Consider the following 21216-nt stretch of genomic DNA (forward strand, 5'->3'; position numbering starts at 1 on the left):
ATCTTCATAAATCAACCATGGAAATTTAAGGAATCCCCCGTATACTTAAGATTACAGAATACTAGGTCCGGCGAGACCGGATCATCGAGGAGATCACAATGGCCATTATGGAAACTCTGAAAACCTTAGTTTGGATCCTGAGCAGTCTGCTCACGATTTACGGCATCTATTATGCCTTTATGCTGATATTCACGTTTCTTCCCCTGAAGGAGCGCGTCGCCCATGGACCGAAAACCAAGTTTGCGGTGGTGGTGGCTGCGCGGAATGAAGAAGCCGTCATCGGGAATCTTGTGGACAGCCTATTTCAGCAGAATTATCCCCGGGAGCTCTATGATGTCATTGTGGCGCCCAATAACTGTCGGGATAACACCAAAGGCGTGGCAGAGGAACATGGGGCCATGATCTTCGAACCCAAATCCGTCATTCGATCCAAGGGAGATGTGCTGAAAGAACTGTTTGCCTCGCTGCTTCGGGAACGGCCCGACTATGAAGCCTTTGTGGTGTTTGATGCAGACAATGTAGCGGATCCGGATTTTCTTCGAAACATGAACAGCGCCCTGGTGGAAGGGGCGGAAGTGGCCCAGGGTTACCGGGACAGCAAGAATCCCTATACGACCTACATGGCCAGCTGCTCCACCATCTACTACTACATGGTCAACCGGTTCCTGAACCGTCCCCGCAATGCCATTGGACTGTCGGGAATGATCAATGGTACAGGTTTTGCGGTGAAAGCCGATGTGCTCCGGGCCTTAGGCGGGTACAATACCAGGACCCTCACGGAAGACATCGAGTTTTCCACCCAAGTGATTCTTTCCGGCCGAAAGGTGGAGTGGGTCCCCAATGCCATCACCTATGATGAGCAGCCAGAAGATTTTCTCACTTCCTGGAAACAGCGAAAGCGCTGGACGCTGGGCCTTATCCAGTGCGGACGGGAGTACCTGGGTGAACTTCTTCGAAATCTCACCAAAGGAAACTTCCTCCAGGTCTTTGACTTCACCATGTTCCACCTGGGACCCCTGGTGCAGATCCTTTCCATCTTCTCCGGTTTGGCCATCACATCGCTCAGCATTGTCCAGGTGTATTACGATCAGATGACGACCACCACGCTGGTTCTTCTGGCGGTGGGCTCGACGGTCCTCTCCTATGTTGGCATGACCGTGGTCCCCATGGTTCTGGTTGCCCTGGAAAAGAGAAGTCTCAAGAAGGCCTGGAAGGGCATTCTCACCTTTGGATTCTTCCTCATGACCTGGCTGCCCATCAACGTCCTCTGCTTCATCAAGCCCGACACCACCTGGCATGAAATTAAGCACAAGCAAAAGGTTTCCCTGAATCGGAAAGCCTAATCACGAAAAGTACGCCGTCCTCAGCCAAAATGCTGGGGGCGGCTTTTTCGATGGAAAGAGTAATTTTAATGAATTATTAATATTAGGTACTTGACTATATTGTGCGCCGTACAGTATTATGAAGTTGGGTGATATTATGGAAAACAAAACAGACTTTATGAATGCCTTTCTCATTGAGCTGAAGCGTGGAACGCTGACGCTGGCGGTACTCAGTCAGCTGAAGAATCCGGAATACGGGTACTCGCTTCTGGAAAAATTGCTGCAGCAAAATCTGCCTATGGAATCAAGTACCCTGTATCCGCTGCTTCGGCGGTTGGAAAAACAGGGGATCCTGGACAGCGAGTGGGACACCACGGAAACTAGACCCCGAAAGTACTACAAACGAAGCGCCTTTGGAGACGAAATCTACCACGCCCTGGTCAAGGAGTGGATGCAGACGGTTCAGATCATGGATGAGATCATCGAGGAGGAAAAGCGATGAACAGCACAATTGAAAAATACATTTATGCCGTCACCAAGTATTTGCCGGAAAAAGACCGGGAAGATGTGGCCCGGGAACTTTCCGCCAACATTGAGGACATGCTGGAGGGAGACCGAAGCGAAGACAACATCCGCCGGGTTCTGGAAGAAATGGGCAGTCCCTATGAACTGGCCATCGAGTACAGCGGCAAGGACCGCTACCTCATTGGGCCCGTTCTCTATCCCATCTACCTGGAAGTGCTGAAAATCATCGCCATCGTGGCGGTGGTCATTGGGGCCATCACCTTTGCCGTGGACATGATCTTTAAATCGAATAACCTGGACAGACTCTGGGATCTGCCCCATATTCTCGGAACCGGGATCGGAAACACCATTTCCATCCTCATGGGCTTTTTCTTCTGGGTCACGGTGATCTTCGCCATTGTGGAGCGTAACCGGTTCGATGAGGCAATTCTCAAGGAGTCTAAGGAGAAGTTTAAGGTTAGTGATTTGAAGGACATTCCCCAGACCACCACGAAAAAAATATCTAAAGTGGAGATGGGCTTTGCACTCTTTTTTACGATCCTCTTTCTCTGGATCTTTGTCTTCCGTTCGGATCTCTTGGCCATCTATATCAATGGAAACCGGGCTTACCCGATTTTCAACAGCGACACCATCCGAAGCTTCCGGGTGCTGATTCTCCTGGCTGGCGGATTCTCCCTGGTTCTGACTTCCCTGAAGATGATTTTTGGCCGCTGGAATCCGTTCCTGGGCATTCTGGCTTCCATCTATGCCATGGTCAACTTGGCCGTATTTATTATCGTGGCCACCAGTGACAAGCTCTTCAACGCCGAGTTTTTGAAATTTGTTGATGAGCATGCCCGGACAGAAGGATTCAACATTTACGCCAATCTGGACCGAATCATCCTGGGAATCCTTATCTTTTCCGCAGTGGCCACCCTCATCGAAATTGGAACCTCCCTCTATAATGGGTTCCGACCTGATAAGTCCCTGAAAGGGATCACGGGTGGAAAGTCGAAAAAAACAGGGGAATCGTAAATCTTCCGTGAACCTTCAGCCCTGGAGCCAGGGTATCCCGTTGTGCTTTTTCTGGTTTAGCCTATAATAAAACTAAGAAATATCGGATGAATCAGAAAATAAAGTTGATTTTCTCGATTAGCGTAAAGGAGGATTACCATGGATGAAAACAAGTACGGCAGTAATCTGACCCCCGAAGAGCTGGAAGCGAAAATGAAAGCGGAGAATGAAGAAAGAGCCGCCCAAAGCGCTCCCCCTTCGGAAGAGCAAGCTTCCGGACACCAGGAAAATCAGCAGCGCACCGCCAAGGGATTTGATTTCAGCGATTACGAAGGGGAGGATGTCACCGGACACTATACCAAAGAGGACATCGAAAAGAACAAAGTGGTGGCGGCCATCGCCTATCTCATTTTCTTTCTTCCGCTCATCGCCGCTCCGGATTCCAAGTTCGGACGCTTTCACGCCAATCAGGGCCTGGTGCTCCTCATCGTGGGCATGGTGGGAAACCTCGTCTTAGGAATGATCCCCATTCTGGGGTGGATTCTTCTTCCGCTCTATTCCCTGGCCATATTTGTCCTGGCCGTCCTGGGGCTGGTGAACACCTTGAATGGAAAAGCCAAAAAGCTCCCCATCATTGGAAAGATCAACCTGATCAACAAGTAGTTACTGGGAGGGCAGCGGCCTGGCCGCTGTCCTCATTGACTTTTATCCTGAGATTCCCCCAAGGAGGGATGGCCATGAAGAATTGGAAAAAGCAAGCTACCGCAGGACTTCTTCTCCTGACGATGCTCCTTAGCGGATGCGGGAATCGTGTCGAAAAAACCCTGAACCGGGCGGAGAAGGAAATCAATGCCCTGGAAGAACGGCTGAACACCTTTTTTGAAGAAACCGGCAATGCCCTGGAAGACTGGCTGACGAACTGGAAAGTTCCGGGGCTCCTCCCCACCGAAGAGACCAAAGGATCTTCGGAAAATCTCCCTTCCGCCTATGTGAGCCAAGCCATGGAGACGGCGTTTTCGGAGCTTCCTCTGAACTATGGTTTTGCTTTTGATGCCGAAGGCGAAACGCAAATTTTGAACCTTCTCAACGCCTATCGAAAGGAAAATGGCCTGCAGCCCCTGACTCTTCGGGAAGATCTGAGTCAGTCTGCCCGATACAAGTCCCTGGCCATGCTCCAGTATGACTACTTCAGCCATGATAACCCCAATCTTCAGGGAAAACCCTTCGACGTGCTGCTCTGGAACAAACTGAATCTCAAATACAGCTCCATTGGGGAGAATCTGGCCTTCATCTCCACCTCCGGCCGTGTGAACACCATCAGCGCGGAAGAGCTCTTTACCCAGTGGAAAAATTCACCGGCACATAATGAGCAGATGCTGAATCCCTACTATACTGCCGTGGGCATCGGAGTGGTCCGATCCACCTCCTCCGGACCCTACTACAAGAACTACAAGGTCCTTCTGGGGACCCAGCATTTTGGCAACTGAGAAGGAGGCATTATGGCACAGCAAATCGTCCAGCGAAGGACCGTTGGAGCAGGCCTCGGAGAGACCTTTCAGGAGGTTCTCCTGGAACTGCCCTTTCCCCAGCTTCCGGGAGCCTTTGATGGCTTCCGGATTCTTCATCTCTCGGATCTCCACAACCGGAGTTTTGGAAAAGGAAACCGTGAACTGATCCGCTGGGCCAGGGCCCAGGAACCTCACCTCATCGTCTATACGGGGGACATGGCAGATCGGACCTTTCCCCGCAGGAAGGGCTGGCATCAGCTCATGGAAGGCCTGGCGGGGATTGCCCCGGCGTACTACATCCTGGGAAACCATGAGGATGATCTGTCCCCGAATCTTAAGGAGAAGCTGCAAAGGGATGCCCAGCACTTCGGGATCCGCATATTGGATAATGATCGGGTCATTCTCAAGGAGCAGGAGGAGAGTCTCTATCTCACGGGATTTCATGCGCCCATGCAGTATCTCCGGAATACGAAAGGGAAAGAGAAGGGGAGTCTTCAGCTTCAACCCAAGGAATTGGCTAAGCTTCTGGGTCCTTCACCCAAAGCCTTTGAAATCCTATTGGCCCACAATCCCCTGTATTTTGAGACCTATGTGGCCTATGGCGCAGATCTGATCCTCTCCGGCCATGTCCATGGGGGCTTAGTGCGGCTTCCAGGAATTGGAGGGATTTTCTCCCCGGATCGGACCTTTTTTCCCCCTTACTCCAAGGGAGTTTACCGACAGGGCGATGCCGTCATGGTGGTGAGTCCGGGGCTCGGCGGGCTGCCATTTCGACTCTTCAACCCGCCCCAGGCCTATGTGCTGACCCTTCGATCAAAGGAGAACATAGAAGGGGACATAGCCTCTTCCTTGATGAGATCAGAGTAAAAGGCATCAATTCCTGCGCTCTAATATCCATTCTTTCAGACTTCTAAAAATTGTGATATAATTAGCAGGTTATTAAGATGTGAGGAAGACGATATGGATATGCCGCAGAAGCCCACCCGAAATAAAAAGAGAATAACCCAAGGCCTCATGGTGCTGATGCTTCTGGCCGTTATCGCCACCTATCTGGGGCTTTTTCTTCAGAAGGGCATGGATTTCTATGGTCATTTTCTTCGCGTGGCTCCAACGGAGTCCGGCACTACGGTGACCAGGTATGAGGGCCAAGGCGAAAAGGGTCTCGTGACCGTAGCGGTGACGCTCCTCAATCAGCAGGATACACTCGTGGAGTTCACCAGTCGAGGCGAGACCATGGAATACGTCCAGGAAACGGGCGGAGAAGGCAAGGAAGTCCGCCTTTATGACGGCAGCAATGCTCTGGTGTTCAGCGGAGTTCTGGATCTGGAAAAAAGGATCCTGACCCCCATCTCTGGAGAACCCATTCTCATCGATCGTTATCACCCGCAGGTCACGGAAGAACACAGCGATGTGCATCCAGACCCGGTACTGGTAGTCCTCACCGCAGAAGGGCTCAATGGCCGCATACGGGGAGACTGGAGTTACTTTATCCTGGCCACGGTGCTCCTGGGTCTCTACGGCGCCATTCGGGGAATCCCGAGGCTTCATCTAAAAATGGGCTATGCAGGGAAGCCCCAAGACCATCCGCATCCTGTCATGCGAGGCTTTCTGCTCTTGGCCCCCTGGGTGATCCTCTATCTGTATTTTCGGGCACTGTGAACGACGCCTCCCTTTTTCGGGAGGTTTTTTATATATTTTTAAAAGGGCCTTGACCTTCACGTTACGTCAAGGTTTATGCTAAGAGAGGAAGAGGAGGGGAGAAGTTGGAATACACAATACAGGAAGTGGGAAAGATGGCGGGAATCAGTACCCGGACCCTGCGGTTTTATGACGAAATCGGCTTGCTCTTGCCTAAGCGGATCAGCACCAGCGGTTACCGGATTTATGGAAAGGAGGAGCTTAACCGGCTCCAGCAGATTTTGTTTTACCGGGAGTTTGGACTGAAGCTGGAAGAGATCCAGGCCATTCTTACGCAAAAAAACTTTGACCGGACCCGAGCTCTGGAGGAACACCGGGCAAGGCTACTGGAAAAACGGTACCGCATCGATGCGATGCTCAGCAATCTGGATGAAAGTCTGGAGGAAATGAAAGGAAAGGTAACCATGAAGGACAAGGACAAATTTCGAGGACTGAAGGAAGAAGCGCTGAAGAAAAATGAAGAGATATACGGCAAGGAGATTCGTGAAAAGTACGGCGAGATGACGGTGGAGGAATCCAACCGAAAGTTCATGAGCCAGAGTCCCGAAGAAATGGCCTATGCCGAAGCTCTGTCCAAGCGCATTCTTGATGAACTCTATGCCGCCATGGACAAGAAGGATCCGGCATCCCCGGAAGCTCAGCAGGTGGCCAAGCTCCATCAGGAGTGGCTCATGCTCTACTGGCCCAGTTACTCCAAGGAAGCCCATCGGGGACTGTCCGAGATGTATGTGGCCGATGAGCGGTTTAAGGCTTTCTACGACAAGGGTCGGGAAGGGGCTGCGGAGTTTCTCCGAGAGATCATTGCCATTTATACGGCATAACCCCCAAGGGGAGCTGCTTTTTTCGCAGCTCATCTTTATTGACAGATATTCTCATTTATGGGATACTTTGAGGGAAATTCAATGAAAGGGAGGAGCCCGATGAAAGGAATTTATCTGACCCTGGGGGTTATCTTTTTTGGACTGGGCGCCCTGGGCGCTGTATTGCCCGTGCTCCCCACCACCCCATTTCTTCTTCTGGCTTCCGCCTGTTTTGCCCGGGGGTCCTCCAGGTTTCACCGCTGGTTCACGGGAACCCGGCTCTATGAGGAGCATCTGGCAAGCTTTGCCGAAGACCGGGCCATGACGCGTAAAACGAAGATTTCCCTGCTTACGCTGTCCACGTCCATGATGCTTTTGGCCCTGTTTACTTTACCCCACTGGAGTGCAAAACTGGTAATTCTGGCCTCTTTCGTTTTCCTCTATTACTATTTTTTGGTGAAGATCCGGACCCTCAGCCCGGAAGAGGAAGAGGAGAAAGCCTAAATACAGCACCGCAAAGACATGGCGCGCCATGTCTTTTTTCAGCATCAGATCCAAGCCGCTAAGGAGAGGAGAGAAGGCATGACAGGCCCCGTTTCTATGGTATAATAGGAACAGCGTATTGTAGAAACCCAAGGAGAAATCCCGGGGACAGAAATGGAGAGTCACGTTATGGCAAACCGGAAAACCGTTCAAATCAACAACTTCCTCGTTTATCTCATCGTGGGGCTGGTTCCCCTGATCCTCCTTCCCCGGCGGGGCCACCTCAGCGCCTCCATCCCCAAACTCATCGTTCTGGGGGTCATTGGCATCGTCTTTCTCCTCCACTGGTTTATTCGTCGCCGGGAAATGACCGTAATCCGAGACAATCTGGAAAACCGGTTTTTAGCCGGATATGTATTTTTCCTTGTTGTCTCCATGTTCTTCTCCCTGGATCCCGTCACCTCCTTCTGGGGTTCGGGGTACCGTTATGACGGCCTGGTGGCATTTTTCCTCTATCTTTTAGCCTATCTGGCGGCCAAGAACGGCCACCATCTGGGGCGGAAGCTCTTCTGGATCCTGGCAGTCTCGGGATTTTTGGTGGCCCTTTTAGGGGTGCTCCAGTTCTACAGCATCGATCCCATTCCTTCCCGCTGGTATGCCATCCCCTGGAAAGACGCCGCTTTTTCCACCATGGGTAATCCGAATTTTCTGGGGAGCTATCTGGTGCTGGTCATCCCCATGCCCCTCTACCTCTACTTCTATAAGAATCAGCCCGTGGGGCTGATCTTTTACAGCGTCATGGTGCTGGCTCTTCTGTGCACCCGCACCCGGGGCGCCTGGATCGGGTTCTTCATCTCCCTTCTGGTGTTCCTCTTTCTACACCACAAGGGGTATGGCTTCCGAAAGAAGGAGGGCCGAAAGGTATTGGTGGTCTTCCTCCTGACCCTGGTCATTTCGGGATTCTTCATCATCACCTCCGGCGATCTTTTCTTTGCCCGATTTCTCTCCATCTTTGGGGATCTCTTCGCCTGGATCAAACAGACAGAAGGTTCAGAGATGGGCGGTTCCTTCCGGATCTATCTTTGGGGGAAGGTTCTTACCCTCATCGGGAAGCGCCCCCTAACGGGCTACGGCATCGATGTGCTCTACATCGCCATGAACTCGAATTTCCGGGAGCAGATCATTCAGGATTTCGGCGTCTACAAGAACTGGGATAAAGCCCATAATGAGTTCCTCAACATCGCCGTATCTTCGGGGGTGCTTTCCCTCCTGGCCTACCTGGGCTTTGTGGGAGCGGTGATCCGAAGAGCCTACAAACGACTTCCGGAGCATCCGGGGTATGTGGCCCTCCTGGCTGCTGTCATGGGATACCTGGTTCAGGCCATGTTCAATATTCAGGTGGTCATGGTCTACTATGTCTTCTTTGCCTATCTGGGGATTCTCTCCGCGGAAGAGGGGCTGGAGGACACCCGGGGAATTTTCTCCGGTTTCCGCAAAACAGCATAAAGAAATGACAAGAGCTTCGACAGCCACGGCCGTCAAGGCTCTTTTTTCATGTCCGGATACCTTAAGATTGGCTTAAAGTCAGGGGTTGCCCGCTGGAAACCCTTTACATTCCTTAACTTTCTTAGGATTTCTTTAAATTCGTGAAATAGGCAACAATGATGAAAAATGGAGGTAATGGGAGATATTAAGAGCTAAATCTCAAATATCCTCAGAATTTGCGAAATTGAAACCTGAACCAAAGAGGAATATAGTTTGGGAATCAAATATTTTTAAAATCAAACCATTACGGAGGTGCGCTTTGGCGAAGATAATCGGAACAGGAAGTTCCATGCCTCGAACGATCCTGACCAATCAGGACATGGAACGCTATGTGGAGACCAGCGATGACTGGATCGTCTCCCGAACGGGAATCCGGCAACGGCATATTTCCGACAAGGATGAAAATACAGGGGATCTGGGGTACGCCGCAGCTCTTGCAGCTCTGGAAAACGCAGGGATTGCCCCAGAGGACCTAGACTATATCCTGGTGGCCACCACCACGCCCCATGCCCTGGTGCCCAACACCAGCAGCTATATTCAGGCAAAACTGGGCGCCGTGAATGCCGCCGCCCTGGACATCAATGCGGCCTGCTCCGGCTTCATTTACGGGCTGGAACTGGCCGATGTGCTCCTCATGAGAAAGACCATTAAGCATGTCCTTGTCATCGGTGCCGAGGTGCTCTCCAAGATCACCGACTTCACGGATCGCTCCACCTGTGTCCTCTTTGGGGACGGGGCTGGCGCTGCGGTGCTCACCAAGGGCGAGGGGCTCTATGCCACTCTCACCGGAGCCGATGGCGCCAAAGGCCAGTGTCTCCACACCAGTGACTTTGCCGTGCGCAACATCATTGCCGGGGATGAGCCTTCTCCCCATCTCATCCAGATGGACGGGAAAGAAGTCTATAAGTTTGCGGTGAACATCCTGCCGGAATCGGTGAAAAAGGTGGTGGAGGAGAAGGGGCATGCCCTGGAAGACCTGGACTGGGTCATTCCCCATCAGGCCAATGTCCGGATCATCGAAGCGGCCTCCAAGCGTCTGGGAATTCCCATGGAGAAGTTCTTCGTGAACATCGGCAGTACGGGAAACACCTCAGCTGCCAGCATCGCCATCGCCCTGGACGATATGAATAAAACCGGGCTCCTGAAGAAGGGGCAAAAGCTCGCCATGGTGGGCTTTGGGGGAGGGCTCACTTATGGAGCCGTCTACCTGGAATGGACCAAAGAAGCATAATTCATCTTCGGATTGCTATAAATCCCATTACAAAATTTTAGGAGGAATCATCATGATTTTTGAAAAAGTACAAGAAGTGCTCGCAAAGGAACTGTCCATGGACAAGGGGGAAATTCTCCTGGAATCCAGCTTTGAGGATCTGGGCATCGACTCTCTGGATCTGGTAGAGCTCGTCATGCAGCTGGAAGAGGAGTTCGACATCACCATCGACGAGGCTGAAGGACTGAAGACCATCAAGGAAGTTGTGGACTATATCGCCGCGAAGGTCGGCTAAAGGTTGGTGGAACATGAAAAACAGAGTATGTGAATTACTCGGCATTCAGTATCCCGTATTCCAAGGCGCCATGGCCTGGCTGGCCGACGGTAAGTTAGCCGCTGCCGTGTCCAACGCCGGCGGCCTGGGCATCATCGCCGGGGGCAATGCCCCGGGGGACATCGTTCGGGAAGAGATTCGCAAGGCCAAGGAGCTCACAGATAAACCCTTTGGGGTGAACATCATGCTCCTGTCGCCCTTCAAAGAAGAAGTCATCCAGGTGGTCCTGGAAGAGAAGGTGGCCTGTGTCACCACCGGTGCCGGAAACCCCGGCCGCTACATCCAGGCCTTCCATGAGGCAGGCATCAAGGTGATCCCCGTGGTTCCTTCCGTGGCCCTGGCCAAGAAAATGGAAAAACTGGGCGCCGATGCCATCATTGCCGAAGGCAATGAAGCCGGCGGTCATATCGGCAAGCTCACCTCCATGGTCCTCTGGCCCCAGGTCAGCGACGCCGTGAGCATTCCCGTCATCGGAGCCGGCGGCATCGCCGATCACCGGGGCGTGGACGCGGCCTTCATCCTGGGGGCGGAAGGCGTCCAGCTGGGCACCTACTTCATTCCCGCGGAGGAATGCAAAGCCCATGAAAACTACAAAACCATGGTGCTGGAAGCTTCCGACATCGACACCACCGTCACGGGAAGACCCACGGGTCATCCGGTACAGGTTCTGCGCAACAAGCTCTCCCGCAAGTTCGAAGAGCTGGAGAAGCGCGGCGCAGCCCTCGATGAATACGAGGAACTGGGCAAGGGTGCCCTCTATCAGAGCGTCATTGTGGGCGATCTGGACCGCGGGTCCTTCATGTCCGGCCAGATTGCCGGCATGGTAAAGAAGCGCGGCACCTGCAAGGAACTTCTGGACAGCCTCATTGAAGGTTCCCAGTACATACAGAAAGCATAAGGAAGGAGACGGCGAAGACCATGAAGATCAATATCCTATTTCCCGGACAGGGAGCCCAGTTTGTAGGGATGGGGCTGGATTTCTACGCCCTTTATCCCCGTTACCGGGAGATTGTGGATGCGGCATCCGCCGCGGCGAAACTCGACCTGAAGAGCGTGGTGGAGGATGCGGAAAAACTGCAGGAAACCAGCCATGCCCAGCTGGCGATTTTTACCATGAGCTATGGGATCGCCTCACTTCTTCAGGATGAAGGACTTTCCTTCTCCCATACCCTGGGCCTGAGTCTGGGGGAGTATGGGGCGCTAACCCTGGCGGGGGCCCTGAACTTTGAAGACACCGTGGCCCTCCTTAAGGTGCGCTCCGATGCCATGCAGAAGGCTTCCCAGGAAAATCCGGGATTCCTCGCGGCCGTATCCTTCCTCGACCGGGAAAAGGTGGAGGAAGCCTTGGCGGGAAAAGAAGGAATCTGGATTTCCAATTACAATGCCCCCAATCAGACCGTGGTGGGCGGAGCCCTTTTTGCTAAAGAAATCTTCGAGGAAAGCATGAAAGCCGCAGGCGCCAAGAAGGTAACCTACCTTCAAGTCTCCGGGGCCTTCCATACGGCCCTCATGACCTCTGCGGGAGAACGCTTCCAGGAAGCGGTTCAAAAGGTCCCCGTAATGATGCCTAAGGTTCCGGTCCTCTCCAACCTCAAGGGAGACTTCTACCAGGTAGGCGATGACATGGCTTCCATCCTCACCCAGCACATTTACTCCCCCGTACGGCTGGATCTTTGTCTGGAGAAACTGGAGGCAAAGGAAGGGGATCTTCATCTTCTTCTGGGTCCGGGAAAGGCTCTGGCATCCATTCTGAAGCAGAACAAGATACTAGGCGAAGTCCTGGTGGTGAACACCGTGGAGGATTTTGAAAAAACCATGACGATTATAAAGGAGAAACAACATGAGCAATAAAACCTGCCTCATCACTGGAAGCTCCCGGGGCATTGGCGCCGGCTGCGCACTGCTTTTTGCCCGGAATGGGTACAATGTGGTGGTGAACTACACTTCCCGCGAACCCCAGGATCTGGTGGCCCAGCTGGAAGAAATGGGTGCCTCCTATCTCGTGGTCAAGGGCGATGTGTCCAAGCCGGAAGATGCCCAGCATCTGGTGGACGCCGCTGTGGAAACCTTCGGTTCCCTGGATGTACTCGTGAACAATGCGGGCATCACCAAGGACAATCTCATGCTTCGCATGAAGGCGGAAGATTTCTCCCAGGTTCTGGATGTGAATCTACTGGGTACCTTTAACATGACCAAGGCGGCCAGCGCCGTCATGATGAAGAAGCGCCAGGGAAGCATCATCAACATCTCCTCCGTGGTGGGCCTTCGGGGCAACGCCGGTCAGGTGAACTATGCCGCGTCCAAAGCGGGGATCATCGGACTGACCAAATCCGTGGCCAAGGAACTGGCGAAGCGCAGCATTACCTGTAACGCCATTGCTCCCGGATTCATCGAGACGGAGATGACCGACGTCCTCAGCGACAAGGTGAAGGAGAGAATCCTTCAGGATATCCCCATGGGCACCTTGGGCAAGACCCAGGACATCGCCCAGTTGGCGCTATTCCTCGCCAGTGAGGGAAGCCGCTATATCACAGGTCAGATCATCGCCGTGGACGGCGGCATGAGCATGTAGGAGGAACGAAATGAGAGTAGTAATTACCGGCATGGGGGTCGTAACCCCCATCGGAAACAACGTGGAAGAGTTCACCCAAGGGCTCAAAGAAGGACGCTGCGGCGTTGGCCCCATCACCCAGTTCCCCGTGGAAGGCTTCAAGGCTTCCCTGGCGGCGGAGGTGAAGAATGTGGATCCGGCAGAGGTCATCGGGAAAAAAGAAGCCCGACGCATGGACCGCTTCACCCAGCTGGCTGTCATGGCCGCCGATGAAGCCGTGAAGGATGCAAAACTCACCGGCGCCTATGATCCCTTTGATATCGATGTGCTCATCACCTCCGGCATCGGCGGTCTCTCCACCATGGAAGAGAATGTGGCCAAGTATCTGGAGAAAGGTCCGGGACGCGTGTCTCCTTTCTTTATCCCCATGAACATCCTGAACATGGCGGCAGGAGAGATTTCCATCCGTCATGAGGCCATGGGTTCTTCCTTTGCTCCCGTGAGCGCCTGTGCCTCGGGCACCCATTCCATCGGCGAAGGATTCCGTTCCATCAAGCATGGGTATGCCAAGGCTGCCATCGTGGGCGGCACCGAAGGCGCTGTGACCCCCATGGCCATTGCGGGATTCAGCAACATGAAAGCCCTCAATGAAACGGCTGATGTGGAAAAAGCCTCCATTCCCTTTGATGCCGAACGGGCAGGCTTTATTCTGGGCGAAGGAGCCGGCGTGCTCATTCTGGAGAGCCTGGACGGCGCTCTGGCCCGTGGGGCCAAGATCTATGCGGAAGTGGTGGGCTATGGCTCCACCTCCGATGCGCACCACATCACCGCCCCCCATCCGGAAGCCAAGGGTGCGCTCATGGCCATGAAACGAGCCTTGACCGAGGCGGGCATTGCCCCCGAGGCCATCGGCTACATCAATGCCCATGGCACCAGTACTCCCATGAATGACCGCCTGGAGTCCAAGGCCATCGTGGAGCTATTCGGCAAAGAAGTGGCCGTCAGCTCCACCAAGTCCATGACCGGACACCTCCTGGGCGCCGCCGGGGCCGTGGAGTCCGTGGCGTCGGTCCTGGCCATGAAGGACAGCTTCATTCCCCCCACCATCCACACCAAGACCATCGATCCGGAAGTGGAAGCCAACATTATCACCGGGGAAAGCGTGGATATGGAAATCCGCTATGCTCTTTCCAACTCGCTGGGCTTTGGCGGACACAATGCCTGCCTGGTCTTTAAGAAATGGGAGGGACAGTAAATGGAACTTAACGATATCCTTCTCCTTCTGGAGAAGTTTGAATCCTCGGACCTCACTTCCCTGCAGGTTAAGCTGAAGGGTGATGAGTTCCAGGCCTCCCGCAAGGGCGGAGAACTCCAGGTGGAGGCAGAAGCCCCCGTACGCGTCCTCCGGGAAAGACGGGAGGAAGCTCCTGTACCCGTGAAGGAAGCAGCCCCTGGGGCAGCACCCCTGGCGGAGAATCTCTATGAGGTGACCTCACCTTTAGTGGGCACCTTCTACAGCCGCCCTTCGGAAAATGACGCTCCCTTTGTAAAGATGGGCCAGTCTGTGAAGAAAGGGGACATCCTCTGCATCCTGGAAGCCATGAAGATCATGAATGAAGTGAAGAGCCCCGTGGATGGCATCATCCGCAAAGTCTGCCTGGAAGACAAGGACATGACCGATTTCGGGAAAGTGCTCTTTTTGCTGGAGGAGGCGTAACATGGAACATCTCGACATCAATGAAATCATGAAGGTGCTTCCCCATCGTCCGCCCTTTCTCCTCATCGACCGGATTCTGGAAGTGGAGTCGGGGAAGCGCTGCAAAGCCCTGAAAAACGTCACCTACAACGAAGAGTTCTTTAAGGGACACTATCCGGAGTATCCGGTGATGCCCGGCGTTCTCATCGTGGAAGCCATGGCCCAGACCGGGGCCTATGGCATTCTCACCATGGAAGGCAATGCCGGCAAAACCCCGCTCTTTGGCGGGATGAACAACGTAAAATTCCGAAGACAGGTGGTCCCGGGGGACACCCTGATTCTGGAAGTGACCATCGACAAAATGAGAGCCAGCTTTGGCAAGGGAACGGGAAAAGCCTATGTGGACGGACAAGTGGTCTGCGAGGCGGAGCTTCTCTTCATGCTGGGGTAATCAAGGAGGAACAAGATGAAGATACTCATTGCCAATCGGGGCGAAATTGCCCTGCGCGTCCTGAGGGCCGCCCATGAACTGAATATCGGAACGGTGGCGGTGTATTCCATGGCGGACAAGGATGCCCTCCACGTGAAGCTGGCAGATGAGGCATACTGCATCGGCAAAAGCTTTTCCCGGGACAGCTACCTGAACATGGAGAATATCCTCTCCGTGGCGGTGCTGGCCCAGGTGAACTACATCCATCCGGGATACGGATTCCTCTCGGAAAGCCCCCTGTTCCGCCGGCTCTGCCGGGAGTGCAACATCGGCTTCATCGGACCCCACGAAAGGACCATGGAGCTCATGGGGGACAAGGTCATGGCCAAGGAGATCGCGAAGAAAGCGGGGATTCCCGTGGTTCCCGGTTCCGACGGCGAAGTGGCCACGGAAGAGGAAGCTCTCCGGATTGCCCGAACCATCGGTTATCCGCTCCTCGTCAAGGCTTCCTCCGGTGGAGGCGGCAAGGGCATCCGCATTGTGGAGCGGGAAGAGGAACTGAAAGGCGCCTTCACGGCCTCCAAGAATGAGGCCCTGGCAAACTTTGGCTCCGATGGGGTTTACCTGGAGAAATACCTGAAGAATCCCCGTCATATTGAGTTCCAGATCCTTCGGGATGAGTTTGGCAATGCCGTGCACCTGGGGGAGAGGGACTGCTCTCTCCAGCGCAGAAAGCAGAAAGTGGTGGAGGAATCACCTTCCCCAACCCTTCCAGCAGATCTTCGTCAGCGCATGGGCGAAGCGGCCGTGAAATGCGCCGATGCCTCCGACTATCTGGGGGCCGGCACCGTGGAGTTCCTTCTGGTTTCCGACGGTAGCTTCTACTTCATGGAGATGAACACCCGAATTCAGGTGGAGCATCCCGTGACGGAAATGGTCACGGGTGTGGATCTCGTCAAGGAACAGATCCTCATCGCCCTGGGCCAGGAGCTCTCCATGAAGGACAAGCCTCTGGAACTTCGGGGTCACGCCCTGGAATGCCGCATCAATGCGGAGGATCCGGCAAACAACTTTGCCCCATCCCCAGGAAACATCAGTTTCCTGCACTTTCCTTCAGGCAATGGAATCCGGGTGGACAGCGCCTGCTACAGCGGAGCGGATATTGTGCCCTTCTATGATTCCATGGTGGCCAAGATCATCGTCCACGGCAAGGACCGGGCGGAAGCCATCAGCAAGATGAAGAGCGCCCTCTATGAACTGACCATTCAGGGCATCAAGACCAATCAGGAATATCAGGAGGAAATCATCAGCAGTGATTTCTTTAGGGATGGTGACTATCATACCCTGACCCTGGACCACATGAGGGGGTAATTGCCCATGGCCATTTGGAAAAAGAAACGAAACTACTTTACCTTGGAGCCCCAAGGGGCTCCAACGGTGCCCCCCGTGCTGAAACCCACCATTCCCGAAGGGCTTTGGCACAAGTGCCGGGTCTGTGAGAAGATCATCCTCCAGGAAGAGCTGAAGAAGAACTGGGGCATTTGCCCCAAGTGCGGAGCCTACTCGCGTCTCTGTGCCAAGGACCGCCTAGGCAGTGTCACCGATGAGGCGACTTTCCGGGAGATCAACGGCAACATCGTGGGAACCAATCCCCTGGATTTCCCCAACTATGACGAGAAAATCGCTGCAGTGCAGGAGAGTACGGGAATCAAGGAAGGGGTCATCACGGGCTACGGCCGTGTGGGCGGGGTCAAGGTGGCCCTAGCCGCCATGGAGCCGGGGTTTATCATGGGAAGCATGGGCTCGGCCATTGGGGAAAAGCTGGCGTCTTTGGTGGAGTTTGCGGACTTCTACCATCTGCCCCTCATCATTTTCTCCGCTTCCGGCGGAGCCCGCATGCAGGAGGGCATTGTATCCCTCATGCAGATGGCCAAGGTGTCCGCAGCCCTGAAGCGGTTTTCGGATCACGGGAATCTCTACATCAGCGTACCCACAGACCCCACCACTGGAGGTGTCACGGCTTCGTTTGCGATGCTGGGGGATATTATCCTGGCGGAGCCGGGAACCCTCATCGGCTTTGCCGGACGGCGGGTCATTGAAGGCACCATCAACACGAAACTTCCCGAGGATTTTCAGACGGCGGAGTTTCTGCTAAAGCACGGCTTCCTTGATGCCGTGGTGAGGAGGGAAGAGATGAAAAGCACATTGAACCGTCTCCTTCGCCTCCATGGGTATCGCTCATGAGGGCCTGGGATCGGGTGGTGAAAGCCCGAGACAAGAATCGGCCCTTGCCCCTGGACTTCATCGAAAAGCTGGTGGAGGACTTCACGGAGCTGAAGGGCGATCGCCTTTATGGCGAAGACGGCGCGGTCATTGGTGGCCTCGGGTTTTACCAAGGAAAGCCCGTGACGGTCATCGCCATCAGCCGGGGAAAAGACATTGAGGAGAATATCCGGCGAAATTTTGGAAGCCCCAATCCCGAAGGCTATCGAAAAGCCCTGCGGCTCATGGCCCAGGCGGAGAAGTTTAAGCGTCCGGTGATCCTTCTCGTGGATACCAAGGGAGCCGGCTGCGCCGTGGAAGCGGAGGAGCGGGGCCAGGGCGAAGCCATTGCAAGGTGCCTCTTTGAGTCTGCGGGACTGAAGACCCCCATGATCTCCTTCATCACAGGAGAGGGGGGAAGCGGCGGTGCCTTGGCCCTGGCGGCCGGGGACGAAGTCCACATGCTGGAGAATGCCATCTACTCCATCCTCTCGCCGGAAGGGTTTTCTTCCATCCTCTACAAGAGCCCCAAGTTTGCCAAGGAAGCCAGCGAGATCATGAAGATCACCGCCGGGGATCTGAAGGAACTGGGGATCATCGAAGGGATCATCAGCGAACATGGCGATATCCAGGAGAACTTTGATCAGGTGCTGGAGGAAATTCGCAGCACCTTGGACCGGTTCCTGGACAGCGTGAAGGACAAATCCCCCGAAGAGCTTTTGGAAAAGCGGTATGACCGCTTCCGAAAATTCGGGAAGGTCCGCTGGGAAGCGGATCAATAAGGATCCAGATTTTGAAACGCAAAAAAATGATCAGGGTGCGCCTTAGGAGCATGCCTGATCATTTTTGCGTTATTCGTTTTCTTCGTTTTTCAGCATGGCCAGCACGGTATCCAGCACCATGGAAGGAACCTTGTGGAAGGAATAATCCACTTCGATCCGTTCCGTGTACTTGTGGGCATCGTAGCCGTAGGGGCCGATGTTTGTCACAGGAAGGTCAAGTTTTTTAATGTCGTCCAAGGGAAGGGTGTAGGTGACCCCAAAGCCCGGAAGATTCTGTTTCAGGGCCTCCACCGCCGCATCCTCCGGCAGGGCAAAATAGCTGAGATCGGAGATGTAGGGGTAGAACTTGCGAAGGGCGAGATTTGGCTCCTCGCTTTTCTTGACGATCTCCTCCAGGGCGCGGAGAAGGCGGCGCTCCTCCGCCGTAGTTCCTTTGACGGCGATATGGGGATAATAGGGAGGGGAGAAGTAGAGGAGGATGACCGGGTCCTTGTCTCCCCAGAGGGAATGAAGCCTTCGGACCAGGGCCAGGGATTTCTCCCGCTCATCCTGGGTGGAATCCTTCGCCAGTTCCAGGGCATAGGATTCCAGTATCGCCCCGAGGTCGGGATGCTTTTTCTGCGTTTGCCGGAAGACTTCCTCGTAGGTCAGGACCCGGGCTTTCCAGGGGAGGGTCTTCTGGGGCAGGTTCATTCGCCGGGTGAACTGGTCATAGGAGCTTTGGAGCTTGGCGAGGATAGAAGAAAAAGAGCTTTCGGCTAGGGTTTTGAGCTTTGTGAGCACCTCAGCCGGGGTGCTGTCATGGGTGGCATAGTTAAAGTAGAGGTGAGTTTCCCGGTTGGTCTGGACGCTGTACTCGGGTTTCAGGTCCTGGAGCCGAAGGGTCACGGGGGGAACCGTGAGCTCCCTGTCGGCAAAGTCCGAAAGCTCGGGATTAAGGTTGATGTCGAGAACAAGCTTTGCTGCCAGCTCATTGGCATCCAGTCCCCCGAAGGGATCCCCCACGTGGGTCTCTTTTCCCACAATAAAGAAGCTGGGCATGAGCTTTCCGATGGTCCCGGCATAGAGATACCGGTGAGGATCCTCCAGGGTACGTTCCGAGGTGTAGTCCGTGTCCAGGGCGAAGACATACTGAAGATTTTCCTTATCTTTTAGGGCAACCAGGGCGGGTACACAGGAAAGCATCCCGGAGGAGTTGCCTTCTTCATCGCAGACAAAGGCGGCACAAAGGTTGCCGGAGAGGGATGCCGGATCTTGGGACAGAAGGTCCAGGACTTCCATGACCATGGCCACGCCGGACTTCATGTCCAGGACCCCTCGGCCGAAGAGATAGTCCCCAGAGCGAAGATCTGCCTCAGCTTTCGGGGGGAGGACTTCCTGTAAAAGACGCTGGGCGAGCTCCTGGGGTTTGGTGGCCAAATCCTGAAAATCGCCGTAATCGGAAATGCCCACGGTATCCGTGTGGCCGATGAGGATGGCCGTGCGGGGATTCCTGTCTTTTTGACCTCGAACAAAGGCCAGAAGCGATACCCGACCCAGGTCATCCCCCGTTTCCACCAGATGGAGGTTCTCCGGATGAGCCTGGAAATAGGGAAGGGCGGAAAGCATTTCTTTAATCGCTTCCGGAACATGACGTTCTGCCGCAGTGCCCACCACACTGGGGATCGATACCAGTTCCAGGGTGCGGTCGATTATTCGCTGGGGATTTGTGTTCATCATCATTCCTGCCTTTTCGTTTTCTTCTATTTTAGTGGATTCGGGAGGAAGATACCACTTATTCTTCTACGATGAGGAAGAGGGGAAGACTCAGGATCATCCTGTAATGTCGTGGAGCAGGACAATTCCTAAAAATAGAGAAGGGAGAGTCTTGCCGGAACCAACCGGAAGCCTCTCCCTTTTCATGTCAGGGATTATTTTAGTTTCATGTTTTCCGGGGCTGAAGCCTCAGGTGAGGATTCAGCCCGGCATTTCTAGCAAGTGCCATACTCAAATCCAGGCTGGGTCAGGATTTTTTGGAATCGCTGGGAAGTTCAGCCGAGTCTTTTCCGGAACCTTGCGGGAGTTTCTTACGGGTAACCTTGACGACCTTCGCCACACCATAACCCAGGATGCCCAAGACGACGATGAAGGGAATCACGTAGATGAGGAGAATGACGAAGTTGATCATGGCTTCCTGGAAGTAGGCGATGGAGTCTTTCAGGGCCTTATTCAAACGTTCTCCGAAGGAAGCCTGGACACTTTCACCGGTGGTGAGCTTGGCCACTTCCTGGATGTACACGCTGACGGTGCTGTAGTTGATGCGCTCGTCCAGATACTGCAGTTCGCCCTTCAGGGATTCAATCTGATACATGATCTCATTGATGCGGGACTCGATGCTGATGATGTCCTGGATAAGCTCCGCTTTTCCATAGAGCTCATTGAGGCGAGCCAGCTGGGTTTCCAGGGTGTTCAGGCGAGCCGTGGTGTCATTGTAGTACTTGGTGACATTCTGCACATTGGAATTCTCCGAGGTGAGATGGCTGTTCAGCTTAAACTCCGTGTTGAAGGCCATGACCTGCTCTTTGGGGATCCGCAGGGTATAGCGGGCATACTTGAAAATTTTTCCCGCCTGGGTAGGCATGTTGTAGATCTCCGAATATTCCACATACCCTTTGTACTTGAGAACCAGGGCATCCACATAGGCAATGGACTTGGAAAACTCCAGGGTTTCAAAGTTCAGGGTGTAGGTGCCGATGACCTTGTCGCCAGCGATTCCGCCTTTTCCATCCTGTTCGCCGTAATCCTTGTCCGGGACTTCTGTGGGGGCTCCAGGAGCCACCGACTCGTTGCCGGTTTTGTCTGTGGTAATCCCTCGCAGTCCCAGGCTTCCCCCCAGCACGGTGAAGATGAAGACCCCAATGAACATGACAAGAAGCAGGGCCCCACTTCCGATGAAGATTTTCTTTTTGGTACGCATGACATGTTCCTCCTTGGAATCGGGTCGATGCCGTCTTTAACGGTGCCCTCTTCTAGTTTTAGTGTAGCGGGGGAAGGGGGAAAAGGAATGACAAATTGATTGCGAATTTACAGAATACGAG

General features: G+C 54.0%; 23 protein-coding genes. 21 read left to right on the forward strand and 2 right to left on the reverse strand.

The features are described from left to right. The first annotated feature begins 98 nt into the window (after positions 1–98). The 21 genes from KCG48_RS02905 (at position 99) to accA (ending at position 18139) form a co-directional block, all read left to right on the forward strand. Positions 99–1343: a glycosyltransferase family 2 protein gene (locus KCG48_RS02905; RefSeq protein WP_211799789.1), complete on the forward strand. Its 1245-nt coding sequence runs from the start codon at positions 99–101 to the stop codon at positions 1341–1343. Between the two features lie 136 nt (positions 1344–1479). Then, the gene (locus KCG48_RS02910) at positions 1480–1824 is read left to right on the forward strand and encodes a PadR family transcriptional regulator (protein ID WP_211799790.1); all 345 of its coding nucleotides are present in this window, start codon (positions 1480–1482) and stop codon (positions 1822–1824) included. After that, positions 1821–2861, forward strand: a complete 1041-nt coding sequence (locus tag KCG48_RS02915) for an HAAS signaling domain-containing protein (protein WP_211799791.1) — start codon at positions 1821–1823, stop codon at positions 2859–2861. Before KCG48_RS02910 ends, KCG48_RS02915 begins: the two co-directional genes overlap by 4 nt. Before the next feature lie 138 nt (positions 2862–2999). Then, entirely contained in the window at positions 3000–3503 is a 504-nt protein-coding gene (locus tag KCG48_RS14695) for a DUF4870 domain-containing protein (protein WP_230976970.1), read from the forward strand. Positions 3504–3577: 74 nt separating this feature from the next. Beyond that, complete coding sequence (locus KCG48_RS02925) at positions 3578–4327, forward strand: CAP domain-containing protein (RefSeq protein ID WP_211799792.1); 750 nt, start codon at positions 3578–3580, stop codon at positions 4325–4327. A gap of 12 nt (positions 4328–4339) precedes the next feature. Next, positions 4340–5215, forward strand: a complete 876-nt coding sequence (locus tag KCG48_RS02930; RefSeq protein ID WP_211799793.1) for a metallophosphoesterase — start codon at positions 4340–4342, stop codon at positions 5213–5215. 93 nt (positions 5216–5308) lie between these two features. Then, positions 5309–6007, forward strand: a complete 699-nt coding sequence (locus tag KCG48_RS02935; RefSeq protein ID WP_211799794.1) for a hotdog family protein — start codon at positions 5309–5311, stop codon at positions 6005–6007. 104 nt (positions 6008–6111) lie between these two features. Then, the gene (locus KCG48_RS02940; protein WP_211799795.1) at positions 6112–6867 is read left to right on the forward strand and encodes a MerR family transcriptional regulator; all 756 of its coding nucleotides are present in this window, start codon (positions 6112–6114) and stop codon (positions 6865–6867) included. 99 nt (positions 6868–6966) lie between these two features. Then, a complete protein-coding gene (locus KCG48_RS02945; protein WP_211799796.1) occupies positions 6967–7350 on the forward strand; it encodes a YbaN family protein in 384 nt (127 codons plus the stop codon). 168 nt (positions 7351–7518) lie between these two features. Further along, positions 7519–8835: an O-antigen ligase family protein gene (locus KCG48_RS02950; protein WP_211799797.1), complete on the forward strand. Its 1317-nt coding sequence runs from the start codon at positions 7519–7521 to the stop codon at positions 8833–8835. A 298-nt stretch (positions 8836–9133) separates the two neighbouring features. Continuing rightward, positions 9134–10105 (forward strand): beta-ketoacyl-ACP synthase III, encoded by a 972-nt coding sequence (locus tag KCG48_RS02955; protein ID WP_269142393.1) that lies wholly within the window; start codon positions 9134–9136, stop codon positions 10103–10105. A 52-nt stretch (positions 10106–10157) separates the two neighbouring features. Continuing rightward, positions 10158–10379: an acyl carrier protein gene (gene acpP / locus KCG48_RS02960; protein ID WP_211799798.1), complete on the forward strand. Its 222-nt coding sequence runs from the start codon at positions 10158–10160 to the stop codon at positions 10377–10379. 13 nt (positions 10380–10392) lie between these two features. Continuing rightward, complete coding sequence (fabK, locus tag KCG48_RS02965) at positions 10393–11316, forward strand: enoyl-[acyl-carrier-protein] reductase FabK (RefSeq protein ID WP_211799799.1); 924 nt, start codon at positions 10393–10395, stop codon at positions 11314–11316. Between the two features lie 20 nt (positions 11317–11336). Next, positions 11337–12269: an ACP S-malonyltransferase gene (locus tag KCG48_RS02970; RefSeq protein ID WP_211799800.1), complete on the forward strand. Its 933-nt coding sequence runs from the start codon at positions 11337–11339 to the stop codon at positions 12267–12269. After that, entirely contained in the window at positions 12259–12990 is a 732-nt protein-coding gene (fabG, locus tag KCG48_RS02975; RefSeq protein WP_211799801.1) for a 3-oxoacyl-[acyl-carrier-protein] reductase, read from the forward strand. The genes KCG48_RS02970 and fabG overlap by 11 nt, the downstream gene beginning before the upstream one ends. 10 nt (positions 12991–13000) lie before the next feature. Next, positions 13001–14224: a beta-ketoacyl-ACP synthase II gene (gene fabF / locus KCG48_RS02980; protein ID WP_211799802.1), complete on the forward strand. Its 1224-nt coding sequence runs from the start codon at positions 13001–13003 to the stop codon at positions 14222–14224. Beyond that, positions 14225–14686, forward strand: a complete 462-nt coding sequence (locus tag KCG48_RS02985; protein ID WP_211799803.1) for an acetyl-CoA carboxylase biotin carboxyl carrier protein — start codon at positions 14225–14227, stop codon at positions 14684–14686. It abuts the gene before it with no gap. 1 nt (position 14687) lies between these two features. Continuing rightward, positions 14688–15116, forward strand: coding sequence for a 3-hydroxyacyl-ACP dehydratase FabZ (gene fabZ / locus KCG48_RS02990; protein ID WP_211799804.1), 429 nt, complete (start codon positions 14688–14690; stop codon positions 15114–15116). 15 nt (positions 15117–15131) lie between these two features. Next, on the forward strand, positions 15132–16466 hold the full coding sequence (gene accC, locus KCG48_RS02995; RefSeq protein WP_211799805.1) for an acetyl-CoA carboxylase biotin carboxylase subunit: 1335 nt from the start codon (positions 15132–15134) through the stop codon (positions 16464–16466). 6 nt (positions 16467–16472) lie between these two features. Then, positions 16473–17339: an acetyl-CoA carboxylase, carboxyltransferase subunit beta gene (gene accD / locus KCG48_RS03000; protein ID WP_211799806.1), complete on the forward strand. Its 867-nt coding sequence runs from the start codon at positions 16473–16475 to the stop codon at positions 17337–17339. Next, positions 17336–18139 carry a carboxyltransferase subunit alpha gene (accA, locus tag KCG48_RS03005; protein WP_211799807.1) on the forward strand — a complete coding sequence of 268 codons (804 nt, stop codon included), beginning with the start codon at positions 17336–17338 and terminating at the stop codon, positions 18137–18139. The genes accD and accA overlap by 4 nt, the downstream gene beginning before the upstream one ends. Before the next feature lie 69 nt (positions 18140–18208). Here accA and KCG48_RS03010 read toward each other — a convergent pair whose 3' ends face one another. Together KCG48_RS03010 and KCG48_RS03015 are read right to left on the reverse strand one after the other, a co-directional pair. Continuing rightward, positions 18209–19861, reverse strand: a complete 1653-nt coding sequence (locus tag KCG48_RS03010; RefSeq protein ID WP_211799808.1) for a M20/M25/M40 family metallo-hydrolase — start codon at positions 19859–19861, stop codon at positions 18209–18211. 280 nt (positions 19862–20141) lie between these two features. After that, on the reverse strand, positions 20142–21095 hold the full coding sequence (locus tag KCG48_RS03015; protein WP_211799809.1) for a DUF4349 domain-containing protein: 954 nt from the start codon (positions 21093–21095) through the stop codon (positions 20142–20144). Between the last annotated feature and the right edge of the window lie 121 nt (positions 21096–21216).

The sequence above is a fragment of the Proteiniclasticum sediminis genome (assembly GCF_018128025.1).
GTDB lineage: Bacteria > Bacillota > Clostridia > Clostridiales > Clostridiaceae > Proteiniclasticum > Proteiniclasticum sediminis.

Coding starts and splice junctions, on each gene's coding strand:
- KCG48_RS02905 (WP_211799789.1), top strand. CDS start 99: ATGGCCATTATGGAAACTCTGAAAACCTTAGTTTGGATCCTGAGCAGT.
- KCG48_RS02910 (WP_211799790.1), top strand. CDS start 1,480: ATGGAAAACAAAACAGACTTTATGAATGCCTTTCTCATTGAGCTGAAG.
- KCG48_RS02915 (WP_211799791.1), top strand. CDS start 1,821: ATGAACAGCACAATTGAAAAATACATTTATGCCGTCACCAAGTATTTG.
- KCG48_RS14695 (WP_230976970.1), top strand. CDS start 3,000: ATGGATGAAAACAAGTACGGCAGTAATCTGACCCCCGAAGAGCTGGAA.
- KCG48_RS02925 (WP_211799792.1), top strand. CDS start 3,578: ATGAAGAATTGGAAAAAGCAAGCTACCGCAGGACTTCTTCTCCTGACG.
- KCG48_RS02930 (WP_211799793.1), top strand. CDS start 4,340: ATGGCACAGCAAATCGTCCAGCGAAGGACCGTTGGAGCAGGCCTCGGA.
- KCG48_RS02935 (WP_211799794.1), top strand. CDS start 5,309: ATGGATATGCCGCAGAAGCCCACCCGAAATAAAAAGAGAATAACCCAA.
- KCG48_RS02945 (WP_211799796.1), top strand. CDS start 6,967: ATGAAAGGAATTTATCTGACCCTGGGGGTTATCTTTTTTGGACTGGGC.
- KCG48_RS02950 (WP_211799797.1), top strand. CDS start 7,519: ATGGCAAACCGGAAAACCGTTCAAATCAACAACTTCCTCGTTTATCTC.
- acpP (WP_211799798.1), top strand. CDS start 10,158: ATGATTTTTGAAAAAGTACAAGAAGTGCTCGCAAAGGAACTGTCCATG.
- fabK (WP_211799799.1), top strand. CDS start 10,393: ATGAAAAACAGAGTATGTGAATTACTCGGCATTCAGTATCCCGTATTC.
- KCG48_RS02970 (WP_211799800.1), top strand. CDS start 11,337: ATGAAGATCAATATCCTATTTCCCGGACAGGGAGCCCAGTTTGTAGGG.
- fabG (WP_211799801.1), top strand. CDS start 12,259: ATGAGCAATAAAACCTGCCTCATCACTGGAAGCTCCCGGGGCATTGGC.
- fabF (WP_211799802.1), top strand. CDS start 13,001: ATGAGAGTAGTAATTACCGGCATGGGGGTCGTAACCCCCATCGGAAAC.
- KCG48_RS02985 (WP_211799803.1), top strand. CDS start 14,225: ATGGAACTTAACGATATCCTTCTCCTTCTGGAGAAGTTTGAATCCTCG.
- fabZ (WP_211799804.1), top strand. CDS start 14,688: ATGGAACATCTCGACATCAATGAAATCATGAAGGTGCTTCCCCATCGT.
- accC (WP_211799805.1), top strand. CDS start 15,132: ATGAAGATACTCATTGCCAATCGGGGCGAAATTGCCCTGCGCGTCCTG.
- accD (WP_211799806.1), top strand. CDS start 16,473: ATGGCCATTTGGAAAAAGAAACGAAACTACTTTACCTTGGAGCCCCAA.
- accA (WP_211799807.1), top strand. CDS start 17,336: ATGAGGGCCTGGGATCGGGTGGTGAAAGCCCGAGACAAGAATCGGCCC.
- KCG48_RS03010 (WP_211799808.1), bottom strand. CDS start 19,861: ATGATGATGAACACAAATCCCCAGCGAATAATCGACCGCACCCTGGAA.
- KCG48_RS03015 (WP_211799809.1), bottom strand. CDS start 21,095: ATGCGTACCAAAAAGAAAATCTTCATCGGAAGTGGGGCCCTGCTTCTT.